The 19,925-nt window shown below is 64.6% G+C and carries 18 protein-coding genes; all 18 read right to left on the bottom strand.

Annotated features, from left to right (window positions below):
• Nucleotide 1: 1 nt before the first annotated feature.
• Nucleotides 2-3,250: a carbamoyl-phosphate synthase large subunit gene (carB, locus tag ACSFBF_RS02120; RefSeq protein WP_435464703.1), complete on the bottom strand. Its 3,249-nt coding sequence runs from the start codon at nucleotides 3,248-3,250 to the stop codon at nucleotides 2-4.
• A complete protein-coding gene (gene carA, locus ACSFBF_RS02115) occupies nucleotides 3,243-4,436 on the bottom strand; it encodes a glutamine-hydrolyzing carbamoyl-phosphate synthase small subunit (protein WP_435464702.1) in 1,194 nt (397 codons plus the stop codon). The genes carB and carA overlap by 8 nt, the downstream gene beginning before the upstream one ends.
• Before the next feature lie 142 nt (nucleotides 4,437-4,578).
• Complete coding sequence (locus tag ACSFBF_RS02110; RefSeq protein WP_435464701.1) at nucleotides 4,579-5,358, bottom strand: TrmH family RNA methyltransferase; 780 nt, start codon at nucleotides 5,356-5,358, stop codon at nucleotides 4,579-4,581.
• Between the two features lie 7 nt (nucleotides 5,359-5,365).
• Nucleotides 5,366-6,088 carry a ribonuclease HII gene (rnhB, locus tag ACSFBF_RS02105; protein WP_435464700.1) on the bottom strand — a complete coding sequence of 241 codons (723 nt, stop codon included), beginning with the start codon at nucleotides 6,086-6,088 and terminating at the stop codon, nucleotides 5,366-5,368.
• Nucleotides 6,060-7,208 (bottom strand): lipid-A-disaccharide synthase, encoded by a 1,149-nt coding sequence (lpxB, locus tag ACSFBF_RS02100; protein ID WP_435464699.1) that lies wholly within the window; start codon nucleotides 7,206-7,208, stop codon nucleotides 6,060-6,062. The genes rnhB and lpxB overlap by 29 nt, the downstream gene beginning before the upstream one ends.
• Before the next feature lie 10 nt (nucleotides 7,209-7,218).
• Nucleotides 7,219-8,007: an acyl-ACP--UDP-N-acetylglucosamine O-acyltransferase gene (gene lpxA / locus ACSFBF_RS02095; RefSeq protein ID WP_435464698.1), complete on the bottom strand. Its 789-nt coding sequence runs from the start codon at nucleotides 8,005-8,007 to the stop codon at nucleotides 7,219-7,221.
• 29 nt (nucleotides 8,008-8,036) lie between these two features.
• The gene (gene fabZ, locus ACSFBF_RS02090) at nucleotides 8,037-8,486 is read right to left on the bottom strand and encodes a 3-hydroxyacyl-ACP dehydratase FabZ (protein ID WP_013541729.1); all 450 of its coding nucleotides are present in this window, start codon (nucleotides 8,484-8,486) and stop codon (nucleotides 8,037-8,039) included.
• A gap of 23 nt (nucleotides 8,487-8,509) precedes the next feature.
• On the bottom strand, nucleotides 8,510-9,487 hold the full coding sequence (lpxD, locus tag ACSFBF_RS02085; protein WP_435464697.1) for a UDP-3-O-(3-hydroxymyristoyl)glucosamine N-acyltransferase: 978 nt from the start codon (nucleotides 9,485-9,487) through the stop codon (nucleotides 8,510-8,512).
• Between the two features lie 14 nt (nucleotides 9,488-9,501).
• Complete coding sequence (locus tag ACSFBF_RS02080) at nucleotides 9,502-10,053, bottom strand: OmpH/Skp family outer membrane protein (RefSeq protein WP_435464696.1); 552 nt, start codon at nucleotides 10,051-10,053, stop codon at nucleotides 9,502-9,504.
• Nucleotides 10,054-12,486, bottom strand: coding sequence for an outer membrane protein assembly factor BamA (gene bamA, locus ACSFBF_RS02075; RefSeq protein WP_435464695.1), 2,433 nt, complete (start codon nucleotides 12,484-12,486; stop codon nucleotides 10,054-10,056). It abuts the gene before it with no gap.
• A 39-nt stretch (nucleotides 12,487-12,525) separates the two neighbouring features.
• Nucleotides 12,526-13,899 carry an RIP metalloprotease RseP gene (rseP, locus tag ACSFBF_RS02070; protein ID WP_435464694.1) on the bottom strand — a complete coding sequence of 458 codons (1,374 nt, stop codon included), beginning with the start codon at nucleotides 13,897-13,899 and terminating at the stop codon, nucleotides 12,526-12,528.
• Nucleotides 13,900-13,933: 34 nt separating this feature from the next.
• The gene (ispC, locus tag ACSFBF_RS02065) at nucleotides 13,934-15,124 is read right to left on the bottom strand and encodes a 1-deoxy-D-xylulose-5-phosphate reductoisomerase (protein ID WP_435464693.1); all 1,191 of its coding nucleotides are present in this window, start codon (nucleotides 15,122-15,124) and stop codon (nucleotides 13,934-13,936) included.
• Entirely contained in the window at nucleotides 15,121-15,966 is an 846-nt protein-coding gene (locus tag ACSFBF_RS02060) for a phosphatidate cytidylyltransferase (RefSeq protein ID WP_435458359.1), read from the bottom strand. Before ACSFBF_RS02060 ends, ispC begins: the two co-directional genes overlap by 4 nt.
• 19 nt (nucleotides 15,967-15,985) lie before the next feature.
• Nucleotides 15,986-16,705 (bottom strand): polyprenyl diphosphate synthase, encoded by a 720-nt coding sequence (gene uppS / locus ACSFBF_RS02055; RefSeq protein ID WP_435464692.1) that lies wholly within the window; start codon nucleotides 16,703-16,705, stop codon nucleotides 15,986-15,988.
• An 8-nt stretch (nucleotides 16,706-16,713) separates the two neighbouring features.
• Nucleotides 16,714-17,274 carry a ribosome recycling factor gene (gene frr / locus ACSFBF_RS02050; protein ID WP_435464691.1) on the bottom strand — a complete coding sequence of 187 codons (561 nt, stop codon included), beginning with the start codon at nucleotides 17,272-17,274 and terminating at the stop codon, nucleotides 16,714-16,716.
• A gap of 11 nt (nucleotides 17,275-17,285) precedes the next feature.
• Nucleotides 17,286-18,008: a UMP kinase gene (gene pyrH, locus ACSFBF_RS02045; RefSeq protein WP_093056543.1), complete on the bottom strand. Its 723-nt coding sequence runs from the start codon at nucleotides 18,006-18,008 to the stop codon at nucleotides 17,286-17,288.
• 95 nt (nucleotides 18,009-18,103) lie between these two features.
• Nucleotides 18,104-19,027, bottom strand: a complete 924-nt coding sequence (gene tsf, locus ACSFBF_RS02040; protein WP_435464690.1) for a translation elongation factor Ts — start codon at nucleotides 19,025-19,027, stop codon at nucleotides 18,104-18,106.
• An 82-nt stretch (nucleotides 19,028-19,109) separates the two neighbouring features.
• A complete protein-coding gene (rpsB, locus tag ACSFBF_RS02035) occupies nucleotides 19,110-19,865 on the bottom strand; it encodes a 30S ribosomal protein S2 (RefSeq protein ID WP_093056541.1) in 756 nt (251 codons plus the stop codon).
• Between the last annotated feature and the right edge of the window lie 60 nt (nucleotides 19,866-19,925).

Genomic DNA, 19,925 nt, shown 5'->3' with positions numbered 1-19,925 from the left:
CTCAGGCCGAAGCCAGTTGCGCGTGCATCTCCTGCACAGAGATCACGCCGAGTTCGTCCATGAAGCCCATGCCCTCGACCGCGGCTTCGGCGCCGAAGATCGTGGTGAAGGTCGTCACGCGCGCCAGCAACGCCGAGGTGCGGATCTGCCGCGAGTCGGTAATCGCGTTGCGGCGCTCTTCCACCGTGTTGATGACCAGGGCAATCTCGTTGTTCTTGATCATGTCCACGATGTGGGGGCGGCCTTCGGTCACCTTGTTCACCGTCGCGCACTCGATGCCGGCAGCACTGATGGCGGCGGCCGTGCCCTTGGTGGCGATCAGCTCGAAGCCCAGCTTCGCCAGGCCGCGCGCCACTTCGACGGCACGCGCCTTGTCGTTGTTCTTCACCGAGATGAAGACCTTGCCCGACTTCGGCAGGTGCGTGCCGGCGCCCAACTGCGACTTCACGAAGGCTTCGCCGAAGGTCTTGCCCACGCCCATCACTTCGCCTGTCGACTTCATCTCGGGGCCAAGGATGGTGTCCACGCCCGGGAACTTGACGAACGGGAACACGGCTTCCTTCACGCTGAAGTACGGCGGCGTGACTTCCTTCGTCACGCCCTGCGACTTCAGCGACTGGCCTGCCATGCAGCGTGCCGCCACCTTGGCGAGCTGGATGCCGGTGGCCTTGCTCACATAGGGCACCGTACGCGAGGCACGCGGGTTCACTTCGAGCACGTAGATGACGTCCTTGCCATCCTTCTGCTGAATGGCGAACTGCACGTTCATCAGGCCGACCACGTTCAGCGCGGCGGCCATCGCGGCGCTCTGGCGCTTCAGCTCGGCCACCGTGTCGGCGTTCAGGCTGTAAGGCGGCAGCGAGCAAGCGGAGTCGCCCGAGTGCACGCCGGCCTGTTCGATGTGCTCCATCACCCCGCCGATCAGCGTGCCGCCTTCGGCGTCGCGGATGCAGTCGACGTCGCACTCGACGGCATCGTTCAGGAAGCGGTCGAGCAACACCGGCGAGTCGTTGCTGACCTTGACGGCTTCGCGCATGTAGCGCTCGAGGTCGCGCTGCTCGTGCACGATTTCCATCGCGCGGCCGCCGAGCACATAGCTCGGGCGCACCACCAGCGGATAACCGAGGGCCGCGGCCTTTTCGAGCGCTTCGGGTTCGGTGCGCGCCGTGGCGTTCGGCGGCTGGCGCAGGCCCAGCTCATGCAACAGCTTCTGGAAGCGCTCGCGGTCTTCGGCCGCGTCGATCATGTCGGGCGAGGTGCCGATGATCGGCACGCCATTCGCTTCGAGGTCGAGCGCGAGCTTCAAAGGCGTCTGGCCGCCGTACTGCACGATCACGCCAAGCGGCTTTTCTTTGTCGACGATTTCGAGCACGTCTTCGAGCGTCAGCGGCTCGAAGTACAGGCGGTCCGAGGTGTCGTAGTCGGTCGACACTGTCTCGGGGTTGCAGTTGACCATGATGGTCTCGTAACCATCCTCGCGCATGGCGAGCGCGGCGTGCACGCAGCAGTAGTCGAACTCGATGCCCTGGCCGATGCGGTTGGGACCGCCGCCGAGCACCATGATCTTCTTCTTGTCCGTCGGGTCGGCTTCGCACTCGTCCTCGTAGGTCGAGTACATGTAGGCCGTGTTAGTCGCGAACTCGGCCGCGCAGGTGTCCACGCGCTTGTAGACCGGGCGCACGCCCAGTGCGCGGCGCTTCTCGCGAATGGCCGTGTCGGTGGTCTTGAGCTGCTTGGCGAGGCGGCGGTCGGAGAAGCCCTTTTTCTTCAGCGCCAGCAGCGTGTCGCGGTCGATGTCGTCGAGCGACTTGGTTTCGAGCTCGAGTTCGATCTTCACGATCTCTTCGATCTGCACCAGGAACCACGGGTCGATCTTGGTCAGCGCGAACACTTCGTCTACGCTCAGGCCCATGGCGAAGGCATCGCCCACGTACCAGATGCGCTCGGGGCCGGGTTCGCCCAGTTCCTTTTCGAGCACTTCGCGGTCTTGCGTCTTCTCGTTGAGGCCGTCCACGCCGACTTCGAGGCCGCGCAAGGCTTTCTGGAACGACTCCTGGAAGGTACGGCCCATGGCCATCACTTCGCCCACCGACTTCATCTGCGTCGTGAGGCGCGAGTCGGCCTGCGGGAATTTCTCGAACGCGAAACGCGGGATCTTGGTGACCACGTAGTCGATCGACGGTTCGAACGACGCGGGCGTGGCACCGCCCGTGATTTCGTTGCGCAGTTCGTCGAGCGTGTAGCCCACGGCCAGCTTGGCCGCGACCTTGGCGATCGGGAAGCCCGTGGCCTTGGAGGCCAGCGCCGACGAACGCGACACGCGCGGATTCATCTCGATGACGACCATGCGGCCGTCCTTCGGGTTGATCGAGAACTGCACGTTCGAGCCGCCGGTGTCCACGCCGATCTCTCGCAGCACGGCCAGCGAGGCGTTGCGCAGGATCTGGTATTCCTTGTCGCTCAACGTCTGCGCGGGGGCCACGGTGATCGAGTCGCCGGTGTGCACGCCCATCGGGTCGAGGTTTTCAATCGAGCAGACGATGATGCAGTTGTCGGCCTTGTCGCGCACGACTTCCATCTCGTACTCTTTCCAGCCGAGCAGCGATTCTTCGATCAGCAGTTCGTTGGTCGGCGAAGCTTCGATGCCGCGCTTGCAGATGGTCTCGAATTCTTCCGGGTTGTAGGCGATGCCGCCGCCGGTGCCGCCGAGCGTGAAGCTGGGGCGGATGACCGTCGGGAAGCCGACGCTCTTCTGCACGGCCCAGGCCTCGTCCATCGAGTGCGCGATACCGGAGCGGGCCGAGCCCAGTCCGATCTTGGTCATCGCGTCCTTGAACTTCAGGCGGTCTTCGGCCTTGTCGATGGCTTCGGGCGTTGCGCCGATCAGCTCGACCGGCTTGTTGGTGGCCGCGCCGGTGTACTTGTCGAGCACGCCGTTGCGCCAGAGGTCGAGCGCGCAGTTGAGCGCGGTCTGGCCGCCCATGGTCGGCAGGATCGCGTCGGGGCGCTCCTTGGCGATGATCTTTTCAACCGTCTGCCAGGTGATGGGCTCGATGTAGGTGACGTCGGCCGTGGCCGGGTCGGTCATGATCGTCGCGGGGTTGCTGTTGATCAGGATGACCTTGTAGCCCTCTTCGCGCAGCGCCTTGCAGGCCTGCACGCCGGAGTAGTCGAACTCGCAGGCCTGGCCGATGATGATCGGGCCGGCGCCGATGATGAGGATCGATTTGAGGTCTGTGCGCTTAGGCATTCTCTTTCTCCGTCTTTTCCGTCTTGTTCTTTTCCATGAGTGCCGTGAAGCGATCGAACAGGTAGCCGATGTCGTGCGGACCCGGCGAGGCTTCAGGGTGGCCCTGGAAGCAGAACGCGGGCTTGTCGGTGCGCGCCAGGCCCTGCAGCGTGTTGTCGAACAGGCTGATGTGGGTGGGACGCAGGTTGGCCGGCAGCGACTTTTCGTCGACCGCAAAGCCGTGGTTCTGGCTGGTGATGCTCACGCGGCCGTTGTCGAGGTCTTTCACCGGATGGTTCGCGCCGTGGTGGCCGAACTTCATCTTGAAGGTCTTCGCACCGGAGGCCAGCGCCATGATCTGGTGGCCCAGGCAGATGCCGAAGGTAGGAATGCCGGTCTCGATCAGTTCCTTGACGGCATTGATCGCGTAGTCGCAGGGCTCCGGGTCGCCGGGGCCGTTGGCCAGGAAGATGCCGTCGGGCTTGAGCTTGAGCACGTCGGCCGCGGGCGTCTGCGCCGGCACCACCGTGATGCGCGCGCCGCGCTGGGCGATCATGCGCAGGATGTTCTTCTTGACGCCGTAGTCGAAGGCGACGACGTGGAACTTCGGCGTGATCTGCACGCCGTAGCCCGCGCCGAGCTTCCACTCGGTTTCGGTCCATTCGTAGGTCTGCTTGACCGACACCACCTTGGCGAGGTCGAGGCCCGACATGCTCGGCGCGGCCTTGGCGGCGGCGATGGCCTTGTCGATCAGTGCCTGCGTCACGGCTTCGCCTTCGGCTAGGCCCAGGATGCAGCCGTTCTGAGCACCGTGGGTGCGCAGGTGGCGCGTGAGCTTGCGGGTATCGATGTTCGCGATGGCCACGGTCTTGCCGGACACGAGGTACTCGGTGAGCGTGGCGGTCTTGCGGAAATTGGAGGCGACGAGGGGCAGGTCCTTGATGATCAGGCCCGCGGCATGGATCTTGTCGGCTTCGATGTCTTCCCCGTTGACGCCGTAGTTGCCGATGTGCGGATACGTGAGCGTCACGATCTGCTGGCAGTAGCTCGGGTCGGTGAGGATTTCCTGGTAACCGGTCATGGCGGTGTTGAACACCACTTCACCGGTCGTGGAGCCGGCGGCTCCGATCGAATTGCCTTGAAAGACCGTGCCGTCTGCGAGCGCCAGGATGGCGGGCGGGAAACTTCCCTTGAGAGACAAAAGCACTGGGTTCTCCGGATGGTTACGGTCGCCCGGAGCCCCAGGCGCGTTGCCTGCGGACTGCTGCTTAAGGGGATTTTGGCGTTAAAGGCGGCCGGGCGACGCTGATTTGCGAGTAAGCCCCCGATTGTAGCCCGGACTGAGTGTGTTATTTGGCCTGCAGGGCCGCTCCGCTCGCATGCAGGCAGATCGCGGCGGCGGCAGCCACGTTGAGCGACTCCTCGCCGCCCGGCTGCGCAATGCGGATATGGTGCGTCGCCCGGGCCTCCAGCGCGGGCGACACGCCCTGCCCCTCGTGCCCCATCAGCCAGGCGCAGGGATACGGCAGTTCGGCCTTGTGGAGCCACTCGCCGCGGTGCGAACTGGTCGCCACCAGCGGCACTTTCAGGCCGTCGAGCACATCGGCGTCCACGCCTTCGATCAACCGCAGGCCGAAATGGGCGCCCATGCCGGCGCGCAGCACCTTCGGCGCCCACAACGCGGCCGTGCCCTTGAGCGCGATCACCTGGGTGAAGCCGAAGGCGGCGGCACTGCGCAAGATGGAGCCGGCGTTGCCGGCGTCCTGCAGGCGGTCGAGTACGACGCTGGGGGCGTCAGGGATCAGTTCCGGGCGGGACGGCAGGTCGAGCACGAAGCCCATGGGCGCCGGCGATTCCAATCCACTGACGCCGCGCAGCAGGTCATCGCTGACCACTACGGTTTTGATAGCGCCACTCGCCCATTCAGCAGGTGCTTGGGGCCAGAAAGACTCCGAAAACACGGCAATCGCGGGCTTGACGCCTCGGGCGAGCGCCGCCCGGCACAGATGGTCGCCCTCAAGCCAGAGGCGGCCGAGCTTGCGGTAAGCGCCAGGGTCCTGCGCGAGCTTGCGCAGGTCCTTGAGTAGCGGGTTGTCGCGCGAGCTGATGTGGCTGGCGTCAGAGGTCATCGGGGGTTCAGGGCGCGGCGTGAAGATCGGGGCGCGCGGCCTCGACGGCGCCAACCAGCATCGCCGGCTGCTCGGATTCGGCGGGCAACACCACGTTCAAGACACCGCCCGTGCGGGCGAGCGCCGCGGCCACTGGGCTGAACGACCTGCGGTGGTGCACACACGCGCCATGGCGCTGCAGCGCTTCCAGGTGCTCGGGCGTGCCATAGCCCTTGTGGCCGGCAAAGCCGTAGTGCGGAAATTCGGCATGCAGTTGCTCGCACAGCCGGTCACGGTGCACTTTCGCCAGGATCGACGCGGCGGAAATGGCCTTCACCCGCGAATCGCCCTTGACGATGGCTTCGGCCAGCACGTCGAGCGTCGGCAGCCGATTGCCGTCGACCAGCACCTTGACAGGTTTGAGCCGCAGCCCTTCGACCGCGCGCCGCATCGCAAGCATGGTGGCCTGCAGGATGTTGTGGGTGTCGATCTCTTCGACGGTGGCCTGCGCAATCGAACAGCACAGCGCCTTGGCCAGAATCTGGTCGTGCAGGCGCTCGCGCTGCAGGGCCGTGAGGGTCTTGGAATCGGCCAGGCCGGGGATCGGCCGCAGGTCGTCGAGGATTACGGCAGCAGCCACCACCGGGCCAGCCAGAGGACCACGCCCCGCCTCGTCGACGCCCGCCATCAGCCCCGGTGCATCCCACACCAGCGGGGCCTGCTCAGCCTTCAAGAACTTTCTGGATCGCATCGGCGCAAAGTGTCGGCGTATCGCGCTGCAATTGCACATGCAGCTCTGAAAATCTTTGTTGCAGGGCTTGCGTTTTCGCAGGCGCGTCAAGCCAAGCCAACGTAGCCTGGGCCAGCGCTTCGGGCGAAGCCGCTTCCTGCAACAGCTCGGGCACCACAAACTCGCGGCACAGGATGTTAGGCAGGCCAACCCAGGGCTGCAGTTGCTTACGCTGCATGAAACGCCACGACAGCGCATTCATGTTGTAGGCGATGACCATCGGCCGCTTGAACAGCGCAGCCTCGAGCGTGGCGGTGCCGCTGGCGATCAGCGTGACGTCGCAGGCGGCCAGCGCGGCGTGCGACTGGCCGTCGAGCAGCCTCACGCGCCCAGTCATGCCGCTGGCCTGCAGCATCGCCTCGACCTCGGCACGCAGGCCCGGCAGGATGGGCGCAACGAACTGGAGTTCTGGCCGCACCTTCTGCATCAGTGCGGCTGCAGCGAAGAAGCGCGCAGCCAGGTAGCGAATCTCGGAGCGACGGCTGCCCGGCAGCAAGGCGACGACCTGTGCATCGGGCGTCAGGCCCAGCGCGGCGCGTGCAGCGGCGCGGTCGGGCGTCATCGGGATCACGTTGGCTATCGGGTGGCCAACATAGCTCGCGGCCACGCCGTGCTCTGCCAGCAACGCGGGCTCGAACGGGAAGATGCACAAGACATGGTCGGCCGCAGCCCGGATCTTCTCGACGCGCTCCGGCCGCCAGGCCCAGATCGACGGGCAAACGAAGTGCACCGTCTTCATGCCGTGGCTACGCAGGCCGGCCTCGAGGTCGAGGTTGAAATCGGGCGCATCGACGCCGATGAAGAGCTCAGGGCGCTCCTGCAGCAGCCGGGCCTTGAGCTTGCGGCGGATGCCGGCTATCTCGGCGTAATGCCGCAGCACCTCGATGTAGCCGCGCACCGCGAGCTTTTCCTGCGGCCACCAGCTCTGGAAGCCATGCGCCAGCATGCGAGGACCGCCGATACCGGCGGTCTGGAGATCGGGCCAGCGGGCCTGGAGGCCGTCGAGCAGCAGCCCCGCGAGCAGGTCGCCGGAGGCCTCGCCTGCGACCAGCGCGAAGCGTCGCTGTTCGTCCTTCTGCATCGCCGTCACGTCAGCGCGCGATGCCGCGCGTCGAGCTGGCGAGGAAGGCTTCCATCAGCGCGACGTCGCCTGCCGCTTCCGGCATTTCCGTCGCGAGCTCAGCAATCCCGGCGCGCGCCTCTTCGAGCGTCTTGCCCTGGCGGTACAGCAGGCGGTGCATCTGCTTCACTGCCGCGAGCCGCTGGGCGGAAAAATCTCGCCGGCGCAGGCCGACGACGTTGAAGCCGCGCACAGCCAGCGGATTGCCGTCGACCAGCATGAAGGGCGGCACGTCTTGAGACACCGCGCTTGCAAAGCCGACCATGGCGTGCGCGCCGACCGAAACGAACTGGTGGATGCCGGTCAGCCCGCCGACCGTGACCCAGTCGGCGAGGTGCACATGCCCCGCCAGCGTGGTGTTGTTGGCCAGCGTGGTGTAGTTGTCGACATGGCAGTCGTGCGCAATGTGCGTGTACGCCATGATCCAGTTGTCGCTGCCCACGCGCGTCACGCCCCCTGCCCCCGGCACGCCGAGGTTGAAAGTGCAGAACTCGCGGATCACGTTGCGGTCGCCAATGACGAGCTCCGTCGGCTCGCCGGCGTACTTCTTGTCCTGCGGTATGGCGCCGAGGGACGAGAACTGGAAGATGCGGTTGTCGCGTCCGATGGTCGTGCGCCCTTCGATCACACAGTGCGCGCCGATGGTGGTGCCCGCGCCCACCCGCACGTGCGGGCCGATCACGGTGTAGGGCCCGACCGACACCGAGGCGTCGAGTTGTGCCTGGGGGTCGACGAGTGCTGTCGAATGAACCTGGGTCATGCCTTGTGAAACGACTGTCTGCAGCCGGATCAGCTGATCTGGCGCATGGCGCACATCAGCGTTGCCTCGCAGGCGAGCTCGCTGCCCACCAGGGCCCGGCCCTTGAACTTGGAAATGCCCGCCTTCATGCGCTCGATTTCGACTTCGAGCGTCAACTGGTCGCCGGGTTCCACCGGGCGCTTGAAGCGCGCGCCATCGATGGCGGCAAAGTAGTAGACGGTGTTGTCGTCCGGCACGATGTCGAGCGAATGAAACGACAGCAGGGCCGCAGCCTGGGCCATGGCTTCGAGCATCAACACGCCCGGCATCACAGGGCGATGCGGGAAATGGCCGTTGAAGAACGGCTCGTTCATCGTCACGTTCTTGAGCGCCGTGATGCGCTTGCCCTTTTCCATGTCGAGCACGCGGTCCACCAGCAGGAACGGGTATCGGTGGGGCAGCAGCTTGAGGATTTGATGGATATCGAGCGTCGTCGTCATGATTTTCTGTTCCTGCATCGTCGTCATTTTTTCGAGGGAGCCTTTTCCAGCGCCTTCAGTCGTTCGCGCAGGCTGTGCAACTGCTTGAGCGTTGCCGCATTTTTTTCCCAGCTCGCATTGTCATCGATGGGAAACATACCGGTGTATTGGCCGGCCTTGTGGATTGAACGGGTGACCACGGTCGCAGCGGATATGTGCACGCCGTCGGCCACCGTCAGATGACCCAGCACAATGGCGCCACCGCCAAAGGTGCAATTGGCGCCGATGACGGCGCTGCCGGCCACGCCAACGCAGCCCGCCATGGCGGTGTTCTTGCCGACGCGCACGTTGTGGCCGATCTGGATCAGGTTGTCGAGCTTCACACCGTCTTCGATCACGGTGTCGTCGAGCGCGCCGCGATCGATGCAGGTGTTGGCGCCAATTTCGACGTCGTTGCCGATGCGCACCGCACCCAGCTGCTCGATCTTGACCCAACGCCCCTCGTGCGGTGCGAGGCCGAAGCCGTCGGCGCCGATGACCACGCCAGGATGCAGCAGGCAGCGCTCGCCGATGGTGCAGTCCTCGCTGACCGTCACGCGCGACTTCAGCACCGTGCCCGCGCCGATGCGCGCGCCCCGCTCCACCACGCACAGCGCGCCGATGCGCGCCGTGGCGTCGACCTGCGCCTCGGCGTGGATCACCGCGCTGGGGTGGATCCGGTCGGCCTCCGGGCGGGCGTGATGCGCCTTCCAGAGCTGCGTCAGGCGGGCAAAGTAGAAGTACGGATCGGGCGTGACGATGAAAGCGCCACGCGCTGCGGCCGCCTCGCGCATGGCGGGCGAGACGATTACGCAGGCGGCCTTCGAGGCCGCCAGTTCTTGCTGGTATTTGGGATGGCTCAGGAAGCTGAGCGCATCAGGCTGTGCATTCTGCAGCGGCGCAAGCCGCTCGATGGACAGCGCCGCATCGCCATGAAGCTCGCCCCCAAGGGCGTCAACGATGGCTCCGAGCTGCAGTGACACGCCGGTTCGCGGCGTTACTTGCCGGCCGCGGGCGCAGGAGAGCCGACCGACGCGTTCAGCGCCTTGATCACCTTGTCGGTGATGTCGTGCTTCGGATTGATGTAGATCGCTTCCTGCAGGATGGCGTCGTACTTCTCGGCCTCGGCCACCTGCTTCACCACGCGGTTGGCGCGCTCGTAGACCTGCTGGAGCTCTTCGTTCTTGCGCGCGTTCAGGTCTTCCTGGAATTCACGCCGCTTGCGCTGGAAGTCGCGGTCCTGGTCGACCAGCGCGCGCTGGCGCGTGACCCGCTGGCTTTCCGACAGGGTGGGCGCCTCGCGCTCGAACTTCTCGGAAGCCGCCTTCAGGGCGTCGCCTTGTGCGGTCAGGTCCTTCTCGCGCTTCAGGAACTCGGCTTCGAGCTTCGCCTGGGCAGTCTTGGCCGGCTGCGCCTCACGCAGCACGCGGTCCGGGTTCACGAAACCGATGCGAAAGGTTTCCTGTGCCTGCGCCTGGGCGGGCACCGCAGCGAATGCGAGAGCGGGAATCAACAACGCGCCTGCCGCAGCGCGAATCAAATGCTTCATTTAGAAAGACGTTCCGATCTGGAATTGGAGGCGCTGAATTCTATCCTTCGGGATATACCCGGCTGTAAACGGCTGCCCCACTTCCTTCTGGGACCTGACGGGGAAGGCATAAGCAAGACGCAGCGGGCCCAGCGGCGAAATCCAGCTGACGCCCAGTCCGACCGACGCGCGCAACTTCTTCTCGGCCTTCCATTGCTCGTCGGTCACACCGGCGGCACGCGTGCCGAACACGTTACCGGCATCGAAGAAGCCGTACAAACGCAGCGTGCGGTCATTGCCGGCACCCGGGAACGGCGTGCTCAATTCGGCATTGAAGACTGCCTTCTTGGTGCCGCCGAGAGCTGCACCTTCGCTCTGGAGGAACAGAGGGGCATCGCGCGGCCCCAGCGAGTTCTGCTCGAAGCCTCGGACCGAGCCCAGGCCACCGGCATAGAAGTTCTTGAAGATCGGATAGACCTTGCCGCCGAGCGCCTTCGCATAGCCGACTTCGCCGTTGATCGAGAAGGTGTACTGCTTGCTGATCGCGAAGAACTGCTGGTACTGGTAGTTCGTCTTGATGTACTTCATGTCCCCACCTGCGCCCACTTCGAGGTTGGCGCGCTGCAGACGGCCCGTGGTCGGGATCAGCGCGCTGTCGCGACTGTCACGGCCCCAGCCGATGCTCAGCGGAACACCCCAGACGCTCTTCTGGTCACAGTTGACCACCAGCAGACCCGTGGGATCCTTCTGGCACTGGAAATAGGCAAGGTAAGACGGCGGCGTGTACAGACCGGAGAATGCCGTCGAACTGTTGGGGTCGAACGCATAGCGCTCGAGACCGATGCCGAAGAAGACGGTATCGACTTCGCTGAACGGCACGCCAAAACGGATGGAAGCGCCTTGGTTCACCAGCTTGTAGTCGCCATCGGTGGAAGTCTGATACGGGCGCGTCGTGGTGTGGTAGACGCTGATCGTGCGCGAGATGCCGTCCGGCGTGAAGTACGGGTCAGTGGTCGTCACCGACAGCGTGCGGTTGTACTTGCTGGTGTTGACCTGCACGCCCAGGAAGTTACCCGAGCCGAACACGTTTTCCTGCGAGATACCGAAGGTCAGCGCAACCTTTTCGGCGCTCGAATAGCCGGCGCCAAGCTGCAGGCTGCCGGTGGGCTTTTCGGTCACGTTGACGGTCAGGTCCACCTGGTCGGGCGAACCAGGCACTTCCTGCGTATCGACGTTCACTTCGGTGAAGAAGCCCAGGCGGTCCACGCGGTCGCGCGAGAGCTTGATCTTGTCGCCGTCATACCAGGAGGCTTCGTACTGGCGGAACTCGCGGCGGATGACTTCGTCGCGGGTCTTGTTGTTGCCGCCCACCGAGACACGCCGCACGTACACGCGGCGCGAAGGTTCGGCCTGCAACGTGAGCGCCACGCGGTTGTTCGCGCGGTCGATGTCGGGGCGCGCTTGCACGCGTGCGAACGCATAGCCGAAGGTGCCGAAATAGTCGTTGAAGGCCTTGGTCGTCTCGGTAACCAGCTCACCGTTGTAGGGCTCGCCCGGCTTGATGGTGATGAGCGACTTGAACTCGTCGTCGCGGCCAAGGTAGTTGCCATCGAGCTTGACGCTCGACACCACGAACTTCTCGCCTTCGGTGATGTTCACGGTCACCGTCAGGTCCTTGCGGTCCGGCGAAATGGCAACCTGGGTCGAGTCGATGCGGAACTCGAGGTAGCCGCGGGTGATGTAGTACGAGCGCAGCGTTTCGAGGTCGGCGTTGAGCTTGGCGCGCGAATACTGGTTCGACTTGGTGTACCAGCTCATGAAGCCGCCGCTGTCCTGGTCGAACAGACTCAGCAGCGTCGATTCGCTGAAGGCCTTGCTGCCGACCACGTGCACTTCGCGGATGCGGGCCGACTCGCCTTCGGTCACGGTGAAGGTCAGGTTGACGCGGTTGCGCTCGATGGGCGTGACGGTAGTCACGACCTGCGCGTTGTAGAGGCTGCGACTCACGTACTGGCGCTTGAGCTCCTGCTCGGCGCGGTCGGCCAGTGCCTTGTCGTAGGGACGGCCATCGGTCAGCCCGACTTCGCGCAGCGCCTTCTGCAGCGCGGCCTTGTCGAATTCCTTGGTGCCGACGAAATCGACGTCTGCAATGGTCGGCCGCTCTTCGACGATCACCACCAGCACGTTGCCGTTCACGTCGATGCGCACATCCTTGAACAACCCCAGGTCGAACAGCGCGCGGATGGCGGCGGAACCGCGCTCGTCACTGTAGGTATCGCCCACGCGCAGCGACAGCGACGCGAAGATCGTGCCGGCTTCGACGCGTTGCAGACCTTCGACGCGAATGTCGCGCACCGTGAAAGGCTCTACGGCCCAGGCTGCCGTGGCGGCGAGCGCACTGGCAACCACCGCGGCAACGCTACGCAGGCGAAAGCGACTGAAGTTTTTGTTCATCTGAGAATTGAGCCGGCACGGAAAGGGCCGGGCAGAAAGTTAACCAAAGAGCCGCGTGACGTCGTTGAAGAGTGCGACCGACATCATGACCAGCAGCAGGGCCACACCCCCGCGCTGAAGCCGTTCCATCCAGGCGTCGGAGACGCTCTTGCCGGTCAGGCCCTCCCAAAGATAATACATCAGGTGTCCCCCATCGAGGACCGGCAGCGGCATGAGATTGAGGACCCCGAGGCTCACGCTGATGAGCGCCAGGAAGACCAGATACTGAGTGAAACCGAGGCTTGCAGACTTGCCAGCGTAGTCGGCGATCGTGAGCGGACCGCTCAGGTTCTTGAGCGAAGCCTCGCCGATGACCATCTTGCCCATCATGCGCACGGTCAGCGCGGACACCTCCCAGGTGCGCACTACACCACGCCAGACACCGTCGACCAGCCCTTGGCGCACCGTCACCATTTCGGGCGGCGCACCAACGTAGGCACCGATGCGCCCCACCTTGACGCCGCCCTCTTCCCGCACCTCGGGCTTCACGTCGATCGTGAGCGGCTGACCGCCGCGCTCGACCTGCCAGGCCTGGGTGCGCGGCTGGTCGCCGTCGACCGACGCCCGGATCACCTCGCGCAGCTGCTGCCCGTCGACGATGGCCGTGTCGCCAATGGCGCGCACCATGTCGCCGTTGCGCAGGCCGGCGCTTTCCGCAGCACTGCCCGCCATGACTTCGCCGATCTCGGGCCGGGTCAGGGGTGCCACCACGCCGATCTTGCGGAACATCTGCGGATCGGCGTCCTTGGTCTCCATGCGGCTCAGCGGCAGCACCAGCTGGCGCGCCGGCCGGCCGGCTTCCCCTGCGACTTCGAGCGTCAGGTCATGACCATCGAGCGCGCCACGCGTCATGCGCCAGCGCAGATCCTCGAAGGACTGAACCGGCGACAGGTCGCCATCGAAGCCCGCTTGTGTGATGTGCTCGCCGCCGCGCAGGCCCGCCGCTTCGGCCAAGGACGCTGCCACCGGCCGCGCCAGCTTGGCGACCGGCTCCTGCACGCCAATCCAGTTGACCGCCGTGTAAAGCACGACAGCCAGCAGCAGATTGGCAATCGGCCCCGCCGCGACAATGGCCGCGCGGGAACGCAAAGGCTGGGTGTTGAAGGCGCGATGGCGCTCTTCAGGCGCGACCGGCCCCTCGCGCTCGTCGAGCATCTTGACGTAGCCGCCAAACGGGAACGCACCGATGACGAACTCGGTTTGCTGCCCCGGATGCTGGCGCTTGGGTTGCCAGCGCAGCAGCGCCTTGCCGAACCCGACGGAGAAGCGCTCCACCTTGACGCCACAGGCAACGGCCACGCGGTAGTGGCCGTATTCGTGCACCGCGATCAAGACACCGAGTGCGACCACAAAGGCTATGACAGTGAGCAGCATCGGGGTCCTTGGTCTCTACGGAGGGGGCGTCAGGTCAGGCTGCGAAACGCAGCGCCGCGGCATTGGCCGCCGCGCGGGCGCTGGCATCGATCGCCAGCAGGTCGGCCAACGATGCCGGCTTGGAGGGGGCGACCCTCTCCAAAGTTTCCATGTTGACCGCATGTATGCAATCAAAACGCAGGCGTCGGTTCAGGAAGGCTTCAACTGCGACCTCGTTGGCGGCGTTGAGCACCGCCGTCGTGCCCGGCGCGGCGCGCAGTGCGTGCCATGCCAGACCCAGTCCGGGAAAGAGCGCCGCGTCAGGTGCATCGAAGGTCAGAGAGGCCATCTGGCGGAAGTCGAGCCGCGCAGCACCGCTCTCGATGCGCTCGGGCCAGGCCAGACCCACCGCGATCGGCACCCGCATGTCGGGTGTGCCGAGCTGGGCGATGACCGAGGCGTCGGTGAACTGCACCATCGAGTGCACCACGCTCTGCGGATGAATGACCACCTCGATCTGATCGGGCGCGACGCCGAACAGGTGACGCGCCTCGATCACTTCGAGGGCCTTGTTCATCATGGTGGCCGAGTCGACCGAGATCTTGCGGCCCATGACCCAGTTCGGATGGGCGCAGGCCTGTTCTGGCGTCACCGTACCCAGGGTTTCCGGCGCGCGAGTGCGGAACGGGCCGCCCGAGGCGGTCAGGATGATCTTGTCGATACGCCGTGCCCATGTAGACGGGTCTTCAGGCAGCGACTGGAAGATGGCCGAATGCTCGCTGTCGATAGGCAGCAGCGTGGCGCCGCCTTCGCGCACGGTGCGCATGAAGAGCTCGCCGCCGACGACAAGCGCTTCCTTGTTGGCCAGCAGCAACCGCTTGCCGGCGCGCGCGGCGGCCAGGCAAGGGCCAAGGCCCGCCGCACCGACGATGGCAGCCATCACGGCATCGACTTCGTCATGAGACGCTATCGTTTCGAGAGCATCATCGCCCATCAGGACAACCGTCTTCAGGCTGTTCTGCTTCAGCTTTTCAGCCAGCAACGCAGCGTGCGGCGCACTGGCCATCACGGCGAATTTCGGCGAGAACTGCGCGCACTGCGCCAGCAACTCGTCGACCTTGGTGGCCGCCGAAAGGGCAAACACCTCGAAACGCTCGGGGTGCCGCGAAATGACGTCGAGTGTGCTCACGCCGACCGAACCGGTCGAGCCGAGCACCGTAACGCGTTGTCTTTTGGGTGAGTTCACAGGAAAGCCAGCATCATGGCAATGGGAAGCGCCGGCAAGAGGGCATCCACGCGGTCGAGGACGCCGCCGTGGCCGGGCAGCAGCCGGCTGCTGTCCTTGGCGCCGGCACTGCGCTTGATGAGAGATTCGACGAGGTCGCCCACGACGCTCATGGCCGCGAGGAACAACGCGGCAAGCAGCAACAGCCACCAGCCACGCTCGTTGAGACGGGTATAGAGGCTGGCCACGGTCGCGCCTGTGGCTTTGTCGGCCCAGACCCAGGCAAAGGCCAGCACCACCACACCGATCATGCCGCCCCACACGCCTTCCCAGCTCTTGCCGGGACTGATCGCAGGCGCGAGCTTGTTGCGGGTGAACTTGAGGCCGAAGGCGCGGCCAGCGAAATAGGCGAATACGTCGGCCACCCACACCAGCACCAGGATCGACAGCAGGAAGTTGATGCCGATCATGCGCGCCTGCACTGCGGCAAGCCATGCCACCCACAGTGCCAGCAAACCGCCGACCAGCCGCAGCCCGCGCGGAATGCGGGGCCAGCCCGGCACCGCCACGCGCAGCAGCGCCGCGCCGCCCAGCACCCAGGCTGCACTGGCCAGAGTCCACATCAGGACCAACGGCTGCTCCAGCAGCCCCAGCCACCAGGACAGCGCGCACAGCACCACCGTTTCGATGCCGAGGAACACCGACAGCCGCTGGCCGTATCCGTTCAGACGCCCCCACTCCCAGGCACCAGCGCCGATCAGCACCAGCATGACGCAGGCGAAGGGGATGTAGTTTCGATAGAACAGCGCTGGCAGCAGGATCGCGAGCAGCACGATCGCCGTGAGGATGCGTTGTTTGAGCATGCGGGAGGTTGTCAGGCCCTCAGGCCGTAGCGGTCTTGACCTGTGCCGAGGTTTGGCCGAAGCGCCGCTCGCGGCCCTGGAACGCGGCAATGGCCTCGTCCAGCGCAGCCTCGTCGAATTCGGGCCACAGCTTGTCGCTGAAGAAAAGCTCGGCATAGGCACTCTGCCAGAGCAGGAAATTGGACAACCGCTGCTCGCCCCCCGTGCGGATGAACAGGTCGGGGTCGGGCACGTGGGCCAGGGCCATGGCGCGGTCGAGGCCGGCTTCGGTGATTGCCTCACCCTGCGCCGCCAGCCTGGCGGCGGCCTGCGCGATGTCCCAACGGCCGCCGTAGTTGAAGCAGACGTTGAGCACCATGCGCGTGTTGTGCGCCGTGGCCGCCTCGGCATCAACCAGGCCCTTCACCATCTTCTGCGACAGGCCGGCCCGTTCGCCGACGAAATGCAGCCGCACGCCATCCTTGCTGAGCTTCGGCACCTCGCGGGCGAGCGCACCGACCATCAGGTCCATGAGCCCGGAGACTTCCTCAACGGGACGATTCCAGTTCTCGGACGAGAACGCGAACACCGTGAGCACGCCCACGCCGCGGTCGGCGCAGGCCTTGACGCAACGGCGCAGCGATTCGACACCTTGCTTATGCCCCGCGACGCGGGGCAGGAAGCGCCGCGTGGCCCAACGGCCGTTGCCGTCCATGACGATGGCAACGTGGTGGGGAATGCGTGGCGCTGAAGAGGCCATGACAGGCCTCAAACGGCCATGATCTCCGCTTCCTTGGCCGCGACCAGGCGGTCGATTTCCGCGATATGGCGGTCGGTGACCTTCTGGATCTCGGCTTCGGCGCGCTTCTGGTCGTCTTCGGACGCCAGCTTGTCCTTGACCAGCTTCTTGACCGACTCGTTCGCATCGCGGCGCAGGTTGCGCGTGGCGATCTTGGCGGTTTCGCCTTCGTTGCGGACCAGCTTGGTCATTTCCTTGCGGCGCTCTTCGCTCATGGCGGGCAGCGGCACGCGGATCAGGTCGCCCATCGAGGCGGGGTTCAGGCCCAGGTCGCTTTCGCGAATGGCCTTCTCGATCTTGGCGCCCATGCCCTTTTCCCAGGGCTGGACACTGATGGTGCGCGAATCGAGCACCGACACGTTGGCCACCTGGCTCAGTGGCACCTGCGAGCCGTAGTACTCGACGTGAACCGAGTCGAGGAGCGCAGAGTTGGCGCGGCCGGTACGGATCTTGGTGAGGTTGTTCTGGAATGCGGCGAGCGACTGATTCATCTTCGCGTCGGTCGCATTGCGGATATCTGCAATGGTCATCTCAAATACTCCTAGGCATGCACCAGCGTGCCCTCGTCCTCGCCCATGACGACGCGCTTGAATGCGCCGTTCTTGAGAATCGAGAACACCTTGATCGGCAGCTTCTGGTCGCGGCACAGCGCGAAGGCCGTGGCGTCCATGATGCCGAGATTCTTTGCGATCGCCTCGTCGAAACTGAGCGAGACGTAGCGCGTTGCATCGGGGTTGGTCTTGGGATCGGCGGTGTAGACGCCGTCGACCTTGGTCGCCTTGAGCACCAGCTCGGCACCGATCTCGGCACCGCGCAGCGCAGCGGCCGTATCGGTGGTGAAGAACGGATTGCCGGTGCCAGCGGCGAACACCACGACCTTGCCCTCTTCGAGGTACTGCAGGGCTTTGGGGCGCACATAGGGCTCGACCACCTGCTCGATGGCAATGGCGGACATCACGCGGGCCACGAGGCCCTGTTTGTCCATTGCATCGGCCAACGCCAGCGAGTTCATGACCGTGGCCAGCATGCCCATGTAGTCGGCCGTGGCGCGGTCCATGCCGACCGAGCCGCCCGCGACGCCGCGGAAGATGTTGCCGCCACCGATCACGACCGCCACCTGCACGCCCATGTTCACGACCTCGGCCACCTCTTGCACCATGCGCACGATAGTGGCGCGGTTGATGCCGAAGGCGTCATCGCCCATCAACGCCTCTCCCGACAGCTTCAACAAGATTCGCTTGTGGGCTGGGCGGGCATCAGACATGGGCAATTTCCTTTGGTTGGACTGGGACGAGTGTAAAACGTAGCGATGAAAAAACGGCAGCGCGCGTGGGCGCACCGCCGTTGAGCCTTAAAGGCTTAAGCAGCAGCCTTGGCCGCTGCAACTTGCGCGGCCACCTCGGCTGCGAAGTCGTCAACTTTCTTCTCAATGCCTTCGCCGACCACGTACAGGGTGAAGCCCTTGATCGTGGTGCTGGCGGCCTTGAGCATCTGCTCGACGGTCTGCTTGTCGTTCTTCACGAACGGCTGGTTGTGCAGCGAGACTTCCTTGAGGAACTTCTGCACGCCGCCTTCGATGCGCTTGGCAACGATGTCGTCCGGCTGCGGCTTCTTGCCTTCGGCTTCGGCCGTCTTGCGGTCTTCGTCGGCCTTGCCCTTGGCAACTGCGCGCTCTTTTTCGATCAGATCGGCAGGCACGTCCGATGCCTGGATGGCGACCGGCTTCATGGCGGCAATGTGCATCGCCACGTCCTTGGCCGACGTGTCGTCGCCTTCGAACTCGACCATCACGCCGATGCGCGTGCCGTGCAGGTACGAAGCCAGCTTGCCGTTGCCGGCGAAGTGCTTGAAGCGACGGAAACTCATGTTCTCGCCGATCTTGCCGATCAGGCCCTTGCGCACGTCTTCGAGCGTGGGACCGAAGCCGTCTTGCTCATAGGCCAGCGCGCCCAGCGCAGCGATGTCCACGGGGTTGTTCTTCGCAACCAGCATCGCGGCAGCGTTGGCCAAGGCCAGGAAGCTGTCGTTCTTGGTGACGAAGTCGGTTTCGCAGTTGATTTCGATCATGCCGCCGGCAGCGCCGTCGACAAAAGCCGTGACCACGCCTTCAGCGGTGATGCGGCCCGATGCCTTGCCAGCCTTGTTGCCGAGCTTGATGCGCAGCAGCTCTTCGGCCTTTTCCATGTTGCCGTCGGCCTCCGTCAGGGCCTTCTTGCACTCCATCATCGGCGCGTCGGTCTTTGCGCGCAGTTCGCCGACCATGCTTGCGGTGATTGCAGCCATTTGTGGTATCTCCGTAAATCCAAAAATCAGGTTAAAAAAAAGGGGCATCAAAGCCCCTTCTTCAGGCTCGCAGGCGCGCCAATCAGGCCGAAGCGCCTTCTTCGACTTCGACGAATTCGTCGCCATTGCCTTCGGCGATGGCCTTGACCACGTCACCGGTGGCGCTGTTGCGGCCTTCGATGATCGCGTCGGCGATGCCACGGGCGTACAGCGTGACAGCCTTCGACGAGTCGTCGTTGCCGGGGATCACGTAGTCGATGCCTTCGGGCGAGTGGTTGGAGTCCACCACACCGATCAGCGGAATGCCGAGCTTCTTGGCTTCGGCCACGGCGATCTTGTGGAAGCCCACGTCGATCACGAAGATGGCGTCGGGCAGCGCGGCCATGTCCTGGATGCCGCCGATGTCCTTTTCGAGCTTCTCGATTTCGCGCGAGAAGGTCAGTTGCTCCTTCTTGCTCAGCGAGTCGAGGCCAGCTTCCTGCTGGGCCTTCATGTCCTTCAGACGCTTGATCGAGGTCTTGACGGTCTTGAAGTTGGTCAGCATGCCGCCGAGCCAGCGGGTGTCGACGAAGGGCACGCCGGCGCGACGGGCTTCTGCCGCCACGATTTCACGGGCCTGGCGCTTCGTGCCGACCATCAGGATCGTGCCGCGGTTGGCAGTGAGCTGCTTGGCGTACTTCATCGCATCCTGGAACATCGGCAGCGACTTTTCCAGGTTGATGATGTGAATCTTGTTGCGATGGCCGAAGATGTACGGGGCCATCTTGGGGTTCCAGAAGCGGGTTTGGTGACCGAAATGGACACCTGCTTCCAGCATTTCGCGCATGGTGGTAGACATTGAAATTACTCCAAAGGTTGGGTCTAAAATCCAGCCCGTTTTGTGCTCTTTTGAACTGAG

Origin of the sequence: Variovorax nivicola (assembly GCF_051216475.1) — a bacterium.
GTDB lineage: Bacteria > Pseudomonadota > Gammaproteobacteria > Burkholderiales > Burkholderiaceae_C > Variovorax.
Note: the sequence above shows the minus strand (reverse complement) of the source record. Positions and strands in the feature narration are given on the sequence as shown.